The sequence below is a fragment of the Nocardia fusca NBRC 14340 genome, from assembly GCF_001618425.1.
Classification (GTDB): Bacteria; Actinomycetota; Actinomycetes; order Mycobacteriales; family Mycobacteriaceae; genus Nocardia; species Nocardia fusca.
Genome location: NZ_BDCU01000023.1, coordinates 142,299 through 160,166, shown reverse-complemented (window position 1 = coordinate 160,166; position 17,868 = coordinate 142,299). Strand labels below are relative to the sequence as shown.

The 17,868-nt window shown below is 68.8% G+C and carries 17 protein-coding genes; 3 read left to right on the top strand and 14 right to left on the bottom strand.

Features of this window, described 5'->3' with window-relative positions; translation table 11 throughout:
* Positions 1–6: 6 nt before the first annotated feature.
* Together mycP and eccD are read right to left on the bottom strand one after the other, a co-directional pair.
* A complete protein-coding gene (mycP, locus tag NF4_RS14730; protein WP_232330470.1) occupies positions 7–1,419 on the bottom strand; it encodes a type VII secretion-associated serine protease mycosin in 1,413 nt (470 codons plus the stop codon).
* Positions 1,416–2,903, bottom strand: a complete 1,488-nt coding sequence (eccD, locus tag NF4_RS14725; protein WP_063814588.1) for a type VII secretion integral membrane protein EccD — start codon at positions 2,901–2,903, stop codon at positions 1,416–1,418. Before eccD ends, mycP begins: the two co-directional genes overlap by 4 nt.
* A 283-nt stretch (positions 2,904–3,186) precedes the next feature.
* Between eccD and eccA the strand changes: the two genes are divergently transcribed.
* The gene (gene eccA, locus NF4_RS14720; RefSeq protein WP_063127903.1) at positions 3,187–5,028 is read left to right on the top strand and encodes a type VII secretion AAA-ATPase EccA; all 1,842 of its coding nucleotides are present in this window, start codon (positions 3,187–3,189) and stop codon (positions 5,026–5,028) included.
* Between the two features lie 48 nt (positions 5,029–5,076).
* On the opposite strand, the gene eccB is transcribed toward eccA, so the two are convergent.
* Entirely contained in the window at positions 5,077–6,579 is a 1,503-nt protein-coding gene (eccB, locus tag NF4_RS14715) for a type VII secretion protein EccB (RefSeq protein WP_063127902.1), read from the bottom strand.
* A gap of 138 nt (positions 6,580–6,717) precedes the next feature.
* Here eccB and eccE point away from each other — a divergent pair, with 138 nt between their 5' ends.
* On the top strand, positions 6,718–8,508 hold the full coding sequence (gene eccE / locus NF4_RS14710) for a type VII secretion protein EccE (protein WP_232330469.1): 1,791 nt from the start codon (positions 6,718–6,720) through the stop codon (positions 8,506–8,508).
* A gap of 76 nt (positions 8,509–8,584) precedes the next feature.
* Here eccE and NF4_RS14705 read toward each other — a convergent pair whose 3' ends face one another.
* The 9 genes from NF4_RS14705 to NF4_RS14665 form a co-directional block, all read right to left on the bottom strand.
* Positions 8,585–8,884 carry a hypothetical protein gene (locus tag NF4_RS14705; RefSeq protein ID WP_063127900.1) on the bottom strand — a complete coding sequence of 100 codons (300 nt, stop codon included), beginning with the start codon at positions 8,882–8,884 and terminating at the stop codon, positions 8,585–8,587.
* Between the two features lie 53 nt (positions 8,885–8,937).
* The gene (locus tag NF4_RS14700; RefSeq protein ID WP_063127899.1) at positions 8,938–9,246 is read right to left on the bottom strand and encodes a WXG100 family type VII secretion target; all 309 of its coding nucleotides are present in this window, start codon (positions 9,244–9,246) and stop codon (positions 8,938–8,940) included.
* Between the two features lie 84 nt (positions 9,247–9,330).
* Complete coding sequence (locus NF4_RS14695) at positions 9,331–10,122, bottom strand: ESX secretion-associated protein EspG (RefSeq protein WP_063127898.1); 792 nt, start codon at positions 10,120–10,122, stop codon at positions 9,331–9,333.
* Positions 10,119–11,117 carry a PPE domain-containing protein gene (locus tag NF4_RS14690; protein WP_063127897.1) on the bottom strand — a complete coding sequence of 333 codons (999 nt, stop codon included), beginning with the start codon at positions 11,115–11,117 and terminating at the stop codon, positions 10,119–10,121. Before NF4_RS14690 ends, NF4_RS14695 begins: the two co-directional genes overlap by 4 nt.
* A gap of 42 nt (positions 11,118–11,159) precedes the next feature.
* Complete coding sequence (locus tag NF4_RS14685; RefSeq protein WP_063127896.1) at positions 11,160–11,492, bottom strand: PE family protein; 333 nt, start codon at positions 11,490–11,492, stop codon at positions 11,160–11,162.
* A 32-nt stretch (positions 11,493–11,524) separates the two neighbouring features.
* Positions 11,525–12,943 (bottom strand): hypothetical protein, encoded by a 1,419-nt coding sequence (locus tag NF4_RS14680; RefSeq protein WP_063127895.1) that lies wholly within the window; start codon positions 12,941–12,943, stop codon positions 11,525–11,527.
* A complete protein-coding gene (locus tag NF4_RS14675) occupies positions 12,940–13,257 on the bottom strand; it encodes a type VII secretion target (RefSeq protein ID WP_063127894.1) in 318 nt (105 codons plus the stop codon). The genes NF4_RS14680 and NF4_RS14675 overlap by 4 nt, the downstream gene beginning before the upstream one ends.
* Before the next feature lie 98 nt (positions 13,258–13,355).
* Positions 13,356–13,661, bottom strand: a complete 306-nt coding sequence (locus tag NF4_RS14670) for a YbaB/EbfC family nucleoid-associated protein (RefSeq protein ID WP_232330468.1) — start codon at positions 13,659–13,661, stop codon at positions 13,356–13,358.
* Between the two features lie 74 nt (positions 13,662–13,735).
* Complete coding sequence (locus tag NF4_RS14665; protein ID WP_063127893.1) at positions 13,736–14,089, bottom strand: hypothetical protein; 354 nt, start codon at positions 14,087–14,089, stop codon at positions 13,736–13,738.
* Between the two features lie 611 nt (positions 14,090–14,700).
* Here NF4_RS14665 and NF4_RS14655 point away from each other — a divergent pair.
* Complete coding sequence (locus NF4_RS14655; protein WP_063814587.1) at positions 14,701–15,039, top strand: toxin-antitoxin system YwqK family antitoxin; 339 nt, start codon at positions 14,701–14,703, stop codon at positions 15,037–15,039.
* 6 nt (positions 15,040–15,045) lie between these two features.
* Here the strand turns inward: NF4_RS14655 and NF4_RS14650 are convergent, their stop codons facing one another.
* Positions 15,046–15,858 carry an ESX secretion-associated protein EspG gene (locus NF4_RS14650; RefSeq protein WP_232330467.1) on the bottom strand — a complete coding sequence of 271 codons (813 nt, stop codon included), beginning with the start codon at positions 15,856–15,858 and terminating at the stop codon, positions 15,046–15,048.
* Entirely contained in the window at positions 15,855–17,651 is a 1,797-nt protein-coding gene (locus NF4_RS14645) for a hypothetical protein (RefSeq protein WP_063127890.1), read from the bottom strand. Before NF4_RS14645 ends, NF4_RS14650 begins: the two co-directional genes overlap by 4 nt.
* Positions 17,652–17,868 lie beyond the last annotated feature (217 nt).

Sequence of the window (17,868 nt, the reverse complement as noted above, 5' to 3'; positions counted from 1 at the left end):
GCCGAGTTAAGGGTCCGGTGCCAGATCCAGTTCACGCCGGGGCCGGCGAAACGGATACCCCACGGCGGCGCCGATCGCGAGACCGGCCAGGCAGATCGCCGACCCGGTGATCGCGATCAAGCGCTGGCGCGGATCGGGCCCGGGCGGATGCACGGGTGCCGCGATGGGTTTGGCGACGGCCGCGCCCGTACTCACCGGTTCCACCGGCAGTTCGGCCGTCAGCGCGGCCAGCGGATCGATGAGACCGTGCCCGATCTTGTCGTCGCGACCGGTTCCCGGGCCGTGCGCGGTCCGGGTGATCCGGTCCATCACCTGCCCGGCGGTGAGTTCGGGGAAACGAGACCGCACCAGCGCGGCCAGGCCGGCCACATACGGCGCGGCGAAGCTGGTGCCCTCGACCGAACGGATGCCCTCGGTGGTCTGCACTCCGTCGACCAGTCCGGTACCGCCGGGTTTGCTGTCCAACGAAACGATATTGCGGCCGATGGCGGCCACCTGCACCCACGGACCGTTCAGGGAGAGTTCGGAGCCCTGCCCGTCGGGGTCCACCGATCCCACCGCCAGCACATACGGCGAGAACCACGCCGGGCTGGCCACGGTCGCGACCGAATTCCAGCCCGCACCCGAGTTCTGGGTCTCGCAGGCGCCGTCGCTCTGCAGGTTGCCGGCCGCGGCCACCACCACCACATTGCGGTCGTAGGCGTATTTGACAGCGGCGCCGAGTGCGCTGTCGGCGGTATCGAGCCCGGCCCGGGTGCACGCCACCTCGGAGATGTTGATGACGGTGGCGCCCATGTCCACGGCCCGGACCACCGCGCCCGCGAGGGTCAGCACACTGCCGTACCCCTCGGTGGCGATCTTGCCGGGTGCGTCGCGGTTGTTGTTGTCCTTCTTCTCGTAGGCCAGGCTCAGCTGGCGGATCGTCAGGATCTCCGCGTCGGGCGCGACCCCGGCGAAGGCGTCGTCCGGAACGGGCTGCGCGCCGATGATCCCGGCGACCAGGGTGCCGTGCCCGTCGCAGTCGACCGTGCCGTCGGTATCGGAGACGTAGTCCCCACCGGGTTGCAGCCGGGGCAGGCGCGGATGCCGGTTCACGCCGGTATCGATCACCGCCACCTTCTGGCCGGCGCCGCGGCTGAAATGCCAGGCGGCGGGCAGATCGAGAACCTGCTGCGCCATCGGCGGTTCGCTCGGAGGCGCGCCGGTGAGCAGCGGTTCGGCGCACACCGCGCGCTGTTCGGTGGGCTCGAGTGGAGCGGGCCGGCCACTGATCGCCTGGGCCGCGCCCAGCGCGCCCGGATCGATCGCGGGTTGCGGTACCGCCCCGGCGTACGGACCGGGCAACGCCACCGTCGCACCCAATACACCGGCCGCGCACAGCATCCGCAGCAGACCGCAGTGTGGCCGGCGAGCACTCATATGCTCAGGTTCCGGGCCGTGCCGTAGATCCCCATCACCCATAGCACCAGCGGGATCACGGCCATGATCAGCGCGTATTCGAAGAGTTCGATCGCCCGACGGACCACCGGAGTGACCTCGATATGCGGGCCGATCACGCCGAAACCGATCACGCCGAGCGTGAAGGCGAGGAGAGTCGCGGCACAGGCCAGGACGAGATCACCGTTGCCGAAGGACAATCCGACGACCAGGGACACAAAGGTCACACAGGCGCCGCCGATCAAGGTCGCGGCCTGCGTGATATCGGCGAACGAGCGCCCCCGCAGCGCCAAGATGATCGCGGTGATCACCGCCAGTGTGACGCCCTGCCACCGGTAGGCGCCCAGCGGGTCGGCGACCCCGAACGCGCCGATGACCGCGCTCGCGGTGCAGGCACCGATGAGACCGGTCTGGAATCGGTTTGCCGCCCGGGCACGTTCACCCAGGCCGGCAGCCGAGGGTAGGGCCGTCGCACCGATGGCGCCGATACCCTCGATGGTCGGGCGGGGTTCGTGATCGGCCGGATCGATGGTAGCGCCCGCAGTCGGCACCGGAGGGATCGGCAGCCGGGCCAGCAGGGCCGCCAGCCGCGGCACCATCGACAGGATCATGATGCCGGCGACCAGCAGTCCGCCGGCCACCTTCGGCAACCCGGGATGCCAGATCAGATAGATGACGGCGGTCACCAGCGCGAACACCGCGGACGCCGCGGCGCAGGAGAAGAGGGTCGCGCCCACCCCGGTGAGTCGGTATCCCAGTATCGAGGCCACCAGCAGCACCGAACTGCCCAGCAGCAGGTGCGGACTGCCCAGCGCGCCCGGTACGAGCAGCGCCGCGCCGCCGAACAGCAGCATCAACCCATCGGCCGAAAGCCAGGAGGCGGTGAGTTCGTCGCGGTACCTGCGCGCGGTGATCCCGGCCGCGACCAACGCGGCCAGACCCGAGCCGAGCAGCGCCAATCCCGGTGCGAGCGGATCTCCGGCCCCGCGTGAGACCACCAGGACCGCCAGGATGGTGAGCACGGTCAGCGCCGAGGTCACCAGGCCCATCCAGCGCGCGGAGGCGCCGGACCAGCCGGTGAACTCCTCGGCGGTGAGCCGGGATACCGCGTCGATGACATCGTCGAACAGCGCGGGGGCTTCCTTGGCGGACACCGAGCGCAGCACCAGCAGTTCGCCGTCGTAGACCTCGGCTTCGTTGAGGGTGCGGCTCGGCGCGATCGCCTCCCGCCCCAGGCGGGCCAGCGTCCAGCGCTGGGCGGACAGCGGACCCGCGTCATCCTCGGAGTCCGGCAACTTCGGGCTGCGTGATTCGATCAGCGCCACCAGTTCGCCGATGAAACCGGCGATCGGGACTGCCGCGGGCAAACCCACGTCGACCTGGGTGTTACCGCCGATGACCGATATCCTGGCCAGTTCCGGTTCCTGCGCGCGGCTGGTGCTCGGCGACTCGACCGGTGTACTCATCTCCCCACCCACATCCCGCTCGACATTTCACGACTGGGCCGACGACAAACCATCAATCCGCCGTCCGCTTTTCATATTCCGAGAGGCAGTGAACCGCGGAACACGGTCTGCGTGAACAACTTCGGCACTCTTCGTGAACTCTCGCTCGGGTGACTTCTTGGTGCCGGTTCCCTCGGCAACTGCACCCAATGTAACGGAGCGACGAGGCGCGCGCGATCGGTAGTCTGGTATCCAGATAACGTTCTCTTCAACACCGATACAAAGAACTCGGGGAGCGCCTGCAATGACCGGCAACCGCCAAGCACAACGCGCATTCGACGCCGGGGTTCTGTCGCTCGGATTGTCCATCGAAGGACAGGAGTCCGCCCGCGACCTCGAGTACGCCAAACTCGCGTTCCAGCGGGCCACCGAATGGGATCCGGGGATGTGCGACGCGTGGCTGGGCCGGGCGGCCGCCGGGGAACTCACCAAGGACGTGCTGTTCAACCTGTACAAGACCAGCGACGCCACGCTCTATCGCGAGCAGCGACGGGTGGGCCTGCAGCCCCGAGAGCTCACCGCCCGGTTCCAGCCGGGCCTCTACATCGACTATCCACTGTCGAGCCGGACCGAGATCTCCCTGGCCTGGGCGGCGCAGCTGATCGCCGACCGGGATTTCGACGAGGCCGAACGCATTCTGAACGAGTTGGACGCCTACCGCACGGGTCAGCGGCTCAGCGAGGGGGAACGCGAGGCCGACAACCGCATAGCGGCCTATGTCCGCGGGGTGCTGCACTACACCACGCAGCGCTGGCCCGATGTGATGACCGTGCTGGCCGCTTCGGCGGAATGGGACGACCCGTACCTGGCGGCCGGCGCGCACGTCATGGTCGGCACCGCCTGCGGCCAGCTCGGACTGTTCGCCGAATCCATCCGCCGGATGTCGGCCGCCGAGCAGGGACCGATTCCCGCCGCCCGCTCCACCGCCATGTTCTGTCGCGGCCTGTGCCTGCGCGAGACCGGCAACGAGGAGCAGGCCCAGGCGCTGTTCGAAAAAGTCTATTCGCAGGCACCGGACTTCGAAGCGAACGCTGCGGCCATGCGCGACCGCACCTACCGCATCACGGTCACCAACCGCGAGGTGATCGAGGCGCGGACCGACAAATGGGATCCGGCCTCCTCCCCGACGATGGAACAGATGAACCGCGCCGAGGTCCAGGACCGGGCCAAGGAGACGCTGGCGGAGGCACGCGCCGAGCTGGATTCCCAAATCGGGCTGGCATCGGTGAAAACCCAGGTCGCCAAGCTGCAGTCGACCGCGCAGCTGGCCAAGATCCGGGCGGAGAAGGGAATGGCCAGTGTGCCACGCGGGCAGCATCTGGCGTTCACCGGCCCACCCGGTACCGGTAAGACCACCATCGCGCGGGTGGTCGCCAAGATCTACTGCGGTTTGGGCCTGCTACAGACCGAGAAGATGGTCGAGGCCAAGCGCGCCGATTTCGTCGGCGAGCATCTGGGCAGCACGGCCATCAAGACCAACAAGCTGATCGACAGCGCCATGGACGGCGTGCTCTTCATCGACGAGGCCTACACGCTGATCCAGACCGGCCTGTCGGGCGGTGACGCGTTCGGTCGCGAAGCCGTCGATACCCTGCTGGCCCGGATGGAGAACGACCGCGACCGCCTGGTGGTCATCATCGCCGGATACGACGGTGAGATCGACCGGTTGCTCGCCGCCAACGACGGTCTGGCCTCGCGTTTCGCCAAACGCCTGCAGTTCCCGTCCTACAATGCCACCGAGCTGGGGCAGATCGGCGAGGTCATCGCGAAGAAGCGCGACTCGGATCTGTCCGAGGAAGCGTTGAAGGTGCTGATCCGGGCCTGCGACCACCTGTACACCATGGAGAGCACCGACCAGAACGGGCAGCCCCGGCGCGGCGTGGACCTGGCGGGTAACGGTCGCTTCATCCGCAATGTGATCGAGGCGGCCGAGGAGGAACGCGAGTTCCGGCTGGCCAACGACGAATCACTGGACCTCACCGATATCGACGAGGCGGTACTGCGGCGTATCGAGGAACCCGATATGCGGCTCGCGCTGACCACCGTCCTCGCGTCGCTGAACATCGGCTGGACCGACCCGGACTGAGCGCCGGTCGGCCGACCCTGGCCTCACCCGTCGGCCGGCCGCCCCAGGTCAGGGCTCGGTCAGGGAATCGTGGCCGACCAGGGCTTCTCGCGGATCCAATGTCGGCCCGGGGACAAGTTGGCCGATGATCGCCCACGGCGCGAGATGCGGGGTGGAGCCCAGGCCCAGAACGCCGGCGGTGGCCGGGTCCGGCACGCCGTGGCGGATACCGTTGTCGGTCACGTAGAAGAGACTGCCCCGCCGGGGGCTGCCCGGCTCGAGACCGGTGATCTGTACGTATTCCCCATGAGTGGGAGCGAGATACACCTGGTCCACCCGGTCGCCGCTGCTGTCGGCGGTGGCCAGTTCCACCGGCGCGGCGGATTCGGCGATGGGCAAGCGCGTCCCGATCAGCAGTCCGACGGTGGCCCGCTCCCCCGGCCCGTCACCGGTACCCTCACCCGCCGGTGCGGTGCCCGGTGACTTCGACCAGGCGATGCAGGTGACCGGCCCGTCCTCGGCTTCCACGATCTCCGGGATCTCGTCCGGGAAGTCCTCGATCGGCAACCGCCGCACCACGGGTACCTCGTCGAGTACATCGGGCGGCAGGACCTCGACCTGGCTCATCCCCTGGGAATCGGCGTAGCGGATCACTTCGGCCGCGAACGGCGACACCGGCTGCACACCGTCGGCCAGGACGACGAACATCTCGGAGCTGCTGTCCCGGCCCACGCCGGCCACGGAGATGATGCCGCCGATCGGAATCCGGGCCAGCGGCCCGGGACCAGGCTCACCCGCGCGATCGATGACCGGCGCCTTCAGCGGGAGTACCTGGGTGGTGGCACCCAGGAAGCCGGTACCGACCGGACGCGGACGATGGCCGGGCAGTTCGAGCGCGCGCGAGAGCACCGAATCGTTCGGGTCGACCTCGGCGCGTTTACCGTCGTAGACCAGGTAGGTCTTGTCGTCGCGGGCCACCAGGAGCGCCTCGGCCGGGCCGGCGGCCCGGATACGGTCGGTGAGTTCGGGCCGACCGGCGACCACAGTCGTCGTCGCCCCGGCTGCCGACGCTGCGCTGCCACCCGCGGACAATTCGATGGATTCGCACAGTGACCAGTGCGAATCGCCGCCCTGCGCCGATCCGGGCAAGGCGGCGGGCGCACCCGGGATGCCGAGCAGCGGACCGCGCGGCAGGGAGTCCAGCTTATCGTCCTTCACCGCGTGCGGTTCGGCATCGCTGCCCGTGATCAGTCGCGCGGAGGCCAGGTTGAGTACCGGGTGCAGGGTCCGGCTGCCGTCCTCTTTCTGCACCACCACATACAGTGCGCCGCTCGACTTACCGGAGACGATGAGCGCGTCCCCGATCGCACCCTGCGGACGCAGGAACGCCAGGATGGCGGCACCGGCGATGATCAGGATGCCCAGCACCAGCCCGACCAGAAGCGAACGGATCTGAGAGCGCATCGGGTCGTGCAACATCCGGACATCGCGGCGCACCAGCGCGTGGTCGAGACGGCGCAACAGAAAACGGTACCCGTTGACCTGGGCACGGGTAGTCAGCTGTGCTGGCACTCAGGACTCCATCGAGCTATCGACCGCGATCTCCTTCGACACGGTACCGTAATTCCCGATGGTTACGTCGGCCCGAATCGGTGGAATCCCTGGTGGCCCACCGAGGAGCGCATGCCACCGAGGCAGGAACTAACAGCAGTGAACGAGACGATGAACTCCGCACCGCGGGTCGCCGAAATCACGGAAGAAGTCGATTCCGAGGATTCGGCAGATAATCGCCGATCGGCGTACGACACTTTGCGGGATCCCGAATTCTGGTTGTTCCGTATATTTCCACTTCGAATAGTCGTCCCCGGAATTCTGTTCGCGGCATTCATCGCGTGGATCGTCCTCGCATTCAGCAATTCGGTCTGGTATTCGCTGGGTGCGGGCGTCGTCACTGCGGTGATCTGCCTGACCCCGATCGGCGGCCGCACCGCGATGGCCCGGATCGCCGGCGAAGTGGCCCGGCGTGGAAAGGTAACGACGGGACTCCTGGATCGTGCCGCGGCCTTCGATGTACCACTGCCCGAAGGTGGCGGATACGGGGTGCGCTGGGACGGGGATCTGCTGCTCACCATGTTGCGCATCGATCCGCCACCGGACACTCTCACCCTGTTGCGCCCCGGTTCGCTCAGTACCGAACAGCTGTTGCCACTGCCGGAGATCGCCCGCTGCCTGGACCAATTCGACCTGACCCTGGCCGGTATCGATGTCGTGAGCACCGGTGCGCGGACGGCCGGGACCGGAATCGCCGCGCACCTCTACAACCGGATCCTCGGCCCACTGCCGGCCATCGCCCATCGCACCTGCTGGCTGGTGCTACGGCTGGACCCGCTGGCCAACGCCGAGGCGGTGGACAACCGCGGCGGTGGCGGCACCGGAGCACTGCGCGCCGCCATCATCGCCACCCGGCGGGTGGCGAATCGGCTGGCCGCGCACGGTATCGCGGCCTCGGTGCTCACCGCGACCGAAATGAACACCGCGGTCCGTGAACTCACCCACGGTTTCTCCGTGGACCAGCTGACCGAATCCCCGAAATGGCTGGAATCCCAAGGCCGATACCTTGCCCAATATCAGATCGGTGCCGATATGGTGGGCCCGCGTGGACTGGCCGATATCTGGGCGGCGCCCAGCCTGTCCACCACGGTCACGCTGCGGTTGCGGCCCGGTATCGGCCGCAACGACCCGCACACCGAACTGGCCGAAACCGTGGTCCTCAACGCCGTCGTCCGGTTCGACACGGTCGAACCGCCCGAGCAGCCACCACTGCCGGGACTGCGTCAGCTCTACGGGAACCAGCTGCGCATCCTGCTCGATACGCTGCCGGTCGGCCACACCGGCCACTGGGGACGGGAGGTCGCCTACCGTGGCACGCTCGCCGCGCTCGCCGAGTTCACTGTGCCGACGGCCGGTTGCGGCCAGCTCATCGGTGCCGACGACCGCGGCCAGGGCATCGCGGTACCGCTCATCGGCGAGGGCACCCGCCAGCTCGAGGTGATCGGGACACTGGATCTCGCGCAGCAGGTCATCCTGCGCGCCACCGGACTCGGCGCGCACGCCATCGTGCACACCTCCCGGCCCGAGGCCTGGCAGACCCTGGTCCGGAATCTGGATGCCCCGCAGATCCTCACCATCGCGCCCCGCGCGGCGGGTGTCAGCTACCACCCGCCCGGCCCACCGCCGCTGCCCACCGCGCCCTATCCGAGCACCACGGTGCTGGTGTTCGACGGTGTCGACCCGGTCTCCCATGCGGGCGGGGCGACCATCGTGCACGTCCGGCAGCCGCACGACCCGCCGGGGTCGATCGACGCGGACGTCTCACTCATCCAGGATCCGGGCGCCCCCAACCGGGTGACCGTCCGCACCCCCGCCGTGACGACGACGGTGAACATGGTGACGACCCAGGAGGAGATGCACTACATCGGCGAATCCCTGGCCGCGCGCTGAGCGACCGAACGCACGAGAACGGCCGGCTGGATCCTCATCCGATCCAGCCGGCCGTTCGACTTCCGGTGCGGCGCGATCAGCCGAAAGCGGCGAAGCCGTCGCCGATCTTCTTATCGGTCTCGAGCGCGCGGTGCAGCGCGTTCTCCACCGCCGCGGCGAGCTGATCCAGCTTGGTGAGGGTGTCCTCGAGCTCGGTGTTCACCGCGCCGTGGGCGGTCTGGAACCCTTCCTGGGCGCCCTGGCCGGCCATGGCGTTGAGGAAGTTGTCCTTGGCGGTGGCCAGGGCCTCGATCTCACCCTGGATCTTGCTGCCCTCGGTCTTCAGCGAGTCGAACAAGGCCTCCATGGTGGGCTTGTCGTACAAGATATCGCTCATGATCCCAATTCCTTCTCGGTGCAGTGGATAGGTGGAAGTGCCGTGCTACGAAGTCAGAGGCTGGTGTAGCCGCCGCCGGGGATGAAGGCGTCCTCATCCATGCCCAGGATGGTCTGGGTGGCGTCTTCGGTGGCCTTGGTCAGCTCGTCGAGCTTCTGGTTCAGCCGGTCGGACTCGTCGCTCCAGGCCTGCGAGGTGGTGACGAACGACGCGTTGGCATCGCCTTTCCAGCCCGCGCGCGCGGCATCGCCGGCCGAATCCACGGCCTTCACCGACAGCCGCAGATTTTCGATGGCCTGGTACATCTCGCCGGTCGCCTTCTTGACCAGCTCGAGATCGAGATCAACACCCTGTGTAGCCATTGTGGGGTTCCTTTCGTGCGTTCGTTTCAGTGCCGAGATCCGACGATCTCGAGATGAAGAGACGGTGGGTTAGCACCGGGAGAACTACGGTGTCGGCCACCTCCCCCCGGGCAGACCCTCGAGCAGCCCGGCGACCGCCTGCGCGACCCGATGGTCGGTGCCCGTCGTGACCGTCGACCAGACCTGCCGGTCCGGTGAAACCATGGGAGCGGCAGCGATCCGCCCACGTTCGGTGTCGTACACCGCGACCGCGCCGGGGGCGCGGGTGGTCGATCCGTCCTCGTGGCTGTAGGCCACGATCTCGGTGTAGGCGTGGCAGCTGCCGAAGGCCGAGCCGAGCACGGTGGCGTCGCGGTCGGGTACCCCCAGCGCGTAGAGGGCGTCCGCGTAGTCGCCGGTGGTCTCGGCGGCGTTCAGGCGGTGGGCGAGTTCGTCGGCCGGCGCGCTGAATCCACCGACCGCGGCGGGCTCCCCCGGCCCGAGCGCGTCCAGCAGCGGCCGCACCAGCGCGGCGGGCGAACCGTCGCACCAGATGGTCCCGATATCGAAACTGTCCCCGGTCCGGATCGCCACTGCGTACCGCTGCGCGCGGCCGGCGACGCATCCGCGCAGCGTGTGCTCGGGCCCGTAACCGCGGGCCACCAGCTCGTGATCCGGTTGCGCGAGTATGTACAACGCGTCGGCCAGATCGATGTCCACATCGCCCTCGGCGTCGAACACCTCCGCGGTGATCAGTTCCGCGACGGCTCGCTCCCGAGCCGCCCGCCATTCGTCGTAGGAGTCCTGCCGCGGTCCGGCGGCGAGCACCAGGGGCAGGGTCTGCACACCGAGTCGCTCGGCGACCGCGAGCAGGCCGTCGTTGCTCAAAGTCTTCACCGCGTACCTCCGGCGTGCGCCCGCACCGCCGGCGCCTCCACCGCGCCGAGCACCGCCGGCGCGGCCCGCAGTTCGCCCTCGCCGGCGAAATGATCGTCCTCGTCACCGGACAGGCCCGCCCGCGGGAACCGTGGCGCCTCCTGCCCGCCGGCCGCGGCGTTCGCGGCACCCATCGCCCCCGGCGCGAGCGGCGCCGCCTGGGAAGAACCACCGGCGGCGACCGACGCGTTCTGCGGTAGGACCTCCGGCGCCGTCGCGGACTGCGTATAGATCGGCGCGGTGTAGGCGACCGGGACCCGCGGCATCGCCGCCGGAATCGGCATCGCGCCCACCCGTATGCCCAGCGCGCCCATGGGCACACCGCCACGCACCGCCGGCGCCGGTGCGGTCGCGCCCGGCGCGGCGGCCGCGTGTTCGGCGGCCAGCGCGGTATCGGGCGCGATCGCCGGTGGCGTGGGATGCTGCCACGACGACGCGAGCGGTTCGGTGGCCTTCTCGTAGTTCTCCATGACCCGGGAGGCCACGGCCTTGGCCATATCCGCGTCCTTGTCGGTCTCGGCCGCGATCGCTGCGATCGGGGCCCCCAGCATGCCGCCGACCGATTCCAGCATCCGCTGGATCTGCTGGATCTGTTCGATATCGGCGGTATGCGGCATCGCCAGCCGGGCGATCTCGTAGGCCGCGACCTGAGCCTGGAAGCGCGCGGCATTGGCCGTCGCCGCCGCCGCCGCGTCGACCAGCCAGTCGCGCAATGTCGAGATGCGCTGCAGCACTTCGCTGCTGCGCCCGGACCCCCAGGCGCCGCGCATCTCCAGGACCATCCGTTCGTATTCCACCACCGCCGCGCCGAAGGACGCGGCCAGCCGGGCCCACGCCTGGACCGCCTCGGCCATCGGCACGGCACCCGGGCCGGCGGTGAGGTCGCGGGCCAGCCGGTCGGCCGGGCGCGCGGGCCACACGACACCGGTGAAACCGGGCTGCGGTGGTTCGATCATCGCTGCGCAATACCCTTCGATCGTCGCCGGTACGAGCCGCGGTCAGGCCTTCGGGCCGCCGAGGTTCGAGACGTTGTCGGTTTCCATACCGTCGAACTGCGTCGTGCTCAGCCGCAGCGTGGCGGCCAGTTTGCGCATCTCCTGCACACTGGCCCGCGCGCCGGCCAGATATGAGGTAGCGACATCGTTGTGGGTCTGCGACGCTCGCCCCGACACCTCGTCGATCCCCGCCGGCACCACGGTCAACGCCTGCGCGGCCGCGTCGAGATCGGCGGCCAGCCGGTCGGCCAGCGTGTCCAGCCCCGACGAGGCCTTGCCCGCCGCGGCCGGGTCGAACCGGACGCCGTCGTACACCTCGCCCATCTCGTTGTTCATGAGACCCTCCTGTGTGCTGTTCGCCGGTGCTCTCAGAGCGTGAGTTCTTTGTCCGGCGGTGGTTCCGATGCTGTTTCCGCCGCGCCGACGACCGGCACCGCGATACCTTCGAGCGTCCCGACCACTTCGTCGCCGTGTGCGGCCGAGACCATGCCGCGCGCCGAACCGTCGGTCACCGATTCCCCGTCGCGGGCCATTCCCGCGGCGGCGCCCATGCCGGCACCCATCGGCATCACACCGGGGCCGCTGCCGGCCGCGGTGGAATTCGCGGCCCCGTTGTGCGCCGCGGCGGCCGCGCCCGTGGCCGACCCCGACGACACGCCGCCGAGTCCACCCGGCGCGCCGACCGCACCGAGCGGACCGGGTGCCGCGGTCCTGGTCCCGGGAAAGGGGCTCAGCGGCGCGGCGGCCGCCCCCGTCGCTGCCCCACCGAGACCGCCGCCACCACCACCGAAACCTCCGGTCCGCGCTTCATCCGGCTCGTGGTGCCCGGGGCCGTCCGTGGCGCCCGGCGCGTCGATGGGTTTCGGCGCGGACAGTGCCGGGTTCGCGGCGGCCGGCTGCCCCAGCGACCGGGCGGCCTGCCCCACGGTCCCGATGAGCGGCGTGACCATTCCGACGAGCTGCATCAGCTGGTTCATCTGATCGGCCGGGTTCACACCGGTGGGTGCGTTGGTGATGGGCACCTTCTCACCGGTCTGCGTCATACCCACTGCCTCGATACCGAGTTCGGTCTTGGTCTTGGCCGTGATGGCCAGCCCCTCGACGCCCGCCTCGACCGCCGAGGCCACCAGGTACGCCGCGCCGCCCGCGGACGTCGCATAGAGCGGGGCCAGCGCCAGCTTCGCCGAGAACGCGGCGATGACCGCGGCCATCTCCGCGCCGCCGATCGCCACGCTGGTCGCGCCCTTGGCCAGGTGCGCTTTCTCGCCGGTGCTCTGCGCCTCCAGCGCGGCCGCGTCCGCCTGTGCCGCCCCGGCCTTCTCGGCCGCCTCGGTGGCACCCATCCCCTGCCACAGGCTCATGACCGTCTGCAGGACCGATGGCGCGACCTGCAGCAGCGTCTGCATCACGGTCGATATCTGCGACAACGCCTGGGTGGGGTCCACCGGCGGGGGCGGTGCGGCCGCCGCGTCCCGCGATGCGGCCGCACCGTCCGCCGGGGCGGCCGGTGCCGGGGCACCGAATCGGCCGGTGCCGAAGGCCGAGGCGAGATCGGTGAGCGGGCGCATCAGCGCGCTCAGATCGATCGTCGGCAGCGGCGGCATATCCGGGAGTTGGCCGAACGCCGGCAGTTCCGGCAGATGCGGCAATCCCATGCTGTGCAGGATGTCGTTCACCGGCCTGTCCAGCATCGGCGCCAGCGCACTGCCGCGTAACAGGTCCAGCACTGTCGGGTCGAGGGCCTCCGCGCCGGGAGGCGGGGCCGCGCCTGCTCCTGGGGCACTCATGAACCCGGGAACACCGCGCCGATGTTCGTAGCGTTACCGGCGTCGGCGATCTCGTAGCTCGCCGCGGCCTGATACGCGGTGAGCGCGGTGCCGGCGTGCACGGCGGCGAGTTCGGCCACCGAGGACAGGTGATTGGCCTGCGCGTAGGCGAACGCGGCCAGGAATTCCTGACCGATCAGCCCGAACACCGGAGCCGCGAAGGCGACCGTCGCCGCCTGATCGACCGCGCCGGCCGCGGCCACCCCGGCCGCCATGGCCGCGGATTCGCTGCCGTACAGGCGAACCGCATCCGGGACAACGTGAATGTTGTTCATGTCTTCGTCCAATCCCGAAACATCCCACAATGTTTCGTAATCAACGCTACCCATTCGATACCTTCGGCCGCGATCGCGGCGCGGTTAACACTCGGTGACTACCTAGTGCTCTCCGCATTGAAGTCGTTTATCAACTCACCGAGTTCGGTCACGGCCCGGTGAGCTGCCGCCCGCGCGGTATCGACCAGCGTTTTCTCGAACTGTTCGGGAGTGAGTTTGCTGATCGCGCCGGTGAAACTCAGTCCGGTCAGCGCGACATTTCCGTTCACTTCCACGGTTACCGTGCCGTCGGATGACGTCTCGGTGATCAGGATGCCGGTCATCGCGTCACGTAGATCGGTGAGACGATAAACCTGCTGCTGCACTCTGGCGATGAGTTCATCCATTGTTTCGACCACGTCCACCTCCGAATAGATAGAGACCTTTTGTCTGCCTTCTCTTCTCGCGCCCGAATTCCGCGGCGCCGATGCCGCGGCGTCTAGACCGAACGCAGCCAGCTCTCGGGTTCGGTGTCGTAGTCCTGCTCGTCGACGATCTCCTGCCGCGCCACCTCCGCTTCGGTGGGCAGCCCGGTCGACCGCAGTAGCTCGGCGGTAAAACCTGCCTCTTGCAGCTGTTTTCGCCGCTCCAGGCCCGCCCGCGCGGCCGACTGTTTACACAGCCGCAGGATCTCGCCGGCGAGCGCGTCCGGATCGCGGCGCAGCTGCCCGGGTTCCACGGATATCGCCACGGGCAAACCCATTTCCGTTGTCCGGACGCGAATTGTCCCTGCCAGCGAATGCACGCCGAACTCGGTGGGAAATTCCGATCCGACCCGGCCGGAATCGCTCATCGTGCAGCCTCCTCCGATGTTCGAACGGCCCGGCGGCGTGACCCTCGCGCATATTTCACCGCACACGCCCAAATTTCGTGATCCGGACCATTTCTCTATTCGAGTATCGATCGCCGAGATGAACTGACGGTTATCGGCCGGTGATGACCGCACCGCGGATAGCCGGACGCGACTTCCGGACCAGGCGATCACTGTTGACCTGACCACCCAGATGTAAAGAGGCACACCGCGGGAGGTGCCCGATCGAGCCTGCGCCGGGACGGTTCGATACCGGACCGAGGTTCCCGGAACACAATTCGACCATTTATCGACCGTTATTCAACGGCTCATTGTTCGCGTCACCGATGCGGTAGAGCCGAATATCGAACGGCACCGGCTGCCGGAATTCACTTCGAGCCGCAGCGGCCTGCGAGATGTCACGGTCGGCGGTGGGCCGGCGACCACGCCCGCGCAGCCGGCCGAGCCCGCCACCGATATTCCTCCGGGCGGGGCGCCGGTCCGATCGGCCGTCGGCGGAGACGAGTGGGCGCCGCGAATTCGCCGCATATGCACCGCGTTTGCCCAGCGCATCGATATTCTGTCCGCGTGCACGGACCCACGGGAGATCCGCGATGAGGCGAATCGACCTGAACGAGGACCCGACCACGGTGACCGCCGACCTACGACTGGAGTACGCGGGGCAGCCGTTCACCGGCGAGGTGGTCGAAGAGCTGGTGCCCGGCCAGCTGCTGTCCCAGGAGTTCTACCTCGACGGATTGCGGCACGGCAGCTGCCGGGAGTGGTGGCCCGACGGACGGCTCAAATCGGAGGGGGAGAGCTGTCGCGGGCAGCCGCGCGGGGTGTTCCGGCGGTGGCATCCGAACGGTCGCCTCGCCGCCGAGAGCCTGTTCGGAGAGCACGGCGAACTGGAAGCGATCCGGGAATGGGACGAGCACGGCCGCCGGCGGTGAGACCGCTCAAACCTTGCGACGCTCGTCCTTGATGACCCGGACCACCTGGGCCACCATCGAATTGATCGCGCCTGTCAGCAACTCGGTGCCGGCGGGTGCGGCGATCGGTGTGTCGGCCCCGCGGACCAGATACCTGCCGTCGTCGACCAGGTCCCGCCAGTCCATCCGGTGGCGAGTGATACCGCGCGGGCCGTAGATCGACGAACCCTGCTCCACATCGATGGTTCCCACACAGCTCACGGGCGCGGCGAGGAACGCCGACCCGCGTTCGAACTCCGACGCGGCGAACGAATCACGCACGGTGGGAGCCTTCCGGGGGCGCGTCTCCCCCCGGTCCGGGGCGGCACGGCGCGGCAGCACCGTCTCACCACGGCTCCCGGCGGGTACGTCGGGGAGCTTTGCCACCAGTTCGTCCGCCAGCCGCACCGCGTCGCATCCGGTCACGGTGAAACCGCCGCTGTGCCAGAAACTCGCACCGGGCAGCGAGGAGACGACATAGCCGGCCGAGGCCCGGCGGGCGCCCAGCAGCCGCACGACACTGCGCGGCTCGTCGCCCTCGCGGTGATCGCTGCCGCTGAGGACCACCCGGATATCGGGGTGGGCGAGGACATCGAGCACCGGATCGAATGTCTCCCCCAGCCGCTCGCGCAACTCCGCGTGTGCCTGCCGCTGGTCGAACCGGAACTTCTGCGGGTCGAGGGTGCGGGCGGTGAAATGGAAGGGGAAGGGCAGTCCGAGTTCCCCGGTCGCCGCCGTCCACAGGGCGTAGAACTCGATATCGGTGAACCGCCACAGCCGCGGTCCGGCCCCGGCGATCACTGATCCACCACGGGTTTCGCCACGACCGACGGCTCACCGATACCTTCTTCCAGCCATTCGGTGGAATCGAGGTAGTCGGCGCGTTTGTGGTCCTTCTGCTGACCGCCCTGGGCAGCGCCGCCCGCGCCACCGCCGCCCATCGGCATACCGCCCATGGGCGCGCCCTGCCCCATCGAGGACGCGGCGACACCGGCGGACTGCGCGCCGCCGACCGTTGTGGCGAGGGAAGCGCGGGGAAACAGTTTGGCGGCCTTCTCCATGTTCGGCACCTGCGGGGACTTCGGGCCGACCGCGCCCGGCCCGCCACCGGCGCCACCACCGGCACCCGCACCGCCCCCACCCAGACCGGCGGGCAACTTCCCCGCCTTCTGCAAGGCCGACTGGTAGTTCTTCACCGCGTCCTGCAACGCGGGCATCCCCGGGAGCCCGGTGATACCGGCCTGCTGCAGCGCCTGCTGCGCGGCGGTGGACAACTGCTGTCCCATCTGGCCGAGTTGCTGCAGCCCCTGCTGCGCCGCCTGCAACAGCGGCTGCGCCTCCGGCTGCTTTTCGAGAGCCTGCTGTTGCTGCTGCAGCGCGGCCTGCTGCGCCTGCGCCTGCTCCTCGAGATCCTGCTGCGCGGCCAGCAGTTCCGCACGTTGCTGATCGATCTCCTGCAGCGCCGCCTGTTGCTGCTCGTACCGCCCGTTCTGGCCACCGCCACCGCCGCCACCACCGTTCGCGCCGCCGCCACCACCGCCCCCGCCGTCGTTCGCCGGTGGTCCGGTGGTCTCGGTGGGCTTCACGAGTTTGGGAATCGCGCCGGCCGAGAGCTCGACTCCCGGTTCGTACCAGTTCGCGTAGACCTGTCGCGCGAAGGTCTCCTGCTGGTGGACGGCGGCGTCCCCGCCCTCCTGACGGGTGTAGGCCCACGATTTGTCCGGCATACCCAGCGCGGTGTTCTGAATCCACTGGGACGCGTTCAGCAGGTTGTCGCCGAGCTGCTGCATGGCCGAGATCAGATGCTTGCCGCTGCCGAGATAGGCCCGGACCGCCGTGGTCGCGCCCTCGACCCCCTGACCTTTCCATCGGTCGGACTCCAGCAGGCCCTGCATCCCCTGGTCGAAATCGGTGAAGCCGGTGTCCAGCTGAATCTTCATCCGGATCCAATAGGTGGCCTTGTCCGCGATGAACTGGGAAGCGCCGTTGATCTCCTGGCCCAGCCACCAGAACTGGTTGAAGTTCAGTCCACCGGCCGGCGGCGCCTCCGCCGCGAACCCCTCCGCACCCGCGCTACCGGGCAAACCCGACAGTCCGCTCGGCAGCGTGAACTTGTTGTTCTTATCGGCGTAATTCCCGAGATCGGGAACGAGGGTGTAGGTCTCGTCGACCCAGCCGTCGGTCTCGTCGTAGTGCGAGAACGCGTGCTCGACCAGCGAGCCCGCCATACTGTCGTCCACCATCCGCGCGAACGTCCCGGCCGCGTCCGCATCGGTTTCCTGATAGAGCTTTCCGGCCAGGACGAAGGCCTCGCCCAGGTCGGTGACGCGCCGGCGATGCCCGGACATGATGTCGTCGGCGAACTCACCGGCGACCTCGTCGTACTTCGCGCGCAGCCGCTCCGGACCGGAGAACGATTCGGGTCCGAGCTTCGTCAGCGGCACCAGCAGCGGCGCGACCCCGTCGACGACATCGAAAATGCTGATCAGGTCGGCGCAGAACTGCGCCGCGTCCCGCGCGACAGCTTCCTCGAACGCCACGCCGCCGCTCGCGGCGCGGTCCCGGAAAGCACCCCACGGGTCGTCGCCGGCCATACCTCACACTCCCGCCACGTCGAAGTTCCGCGTCCTGCCACTCGTCAATGCTGGGAACAGCGACTCGAGATCGGCTGGGCACCGGACCGATACGATTCCGGCGTCCGATCCCGGGACTCCCACCCCCGGACCACACAACTGAACACCCGGCCGGATCGCGGTCCGGCCGGACGACGGGGTCGCGGTGATCCCACAATCACCGGCACCCTGGTCACGC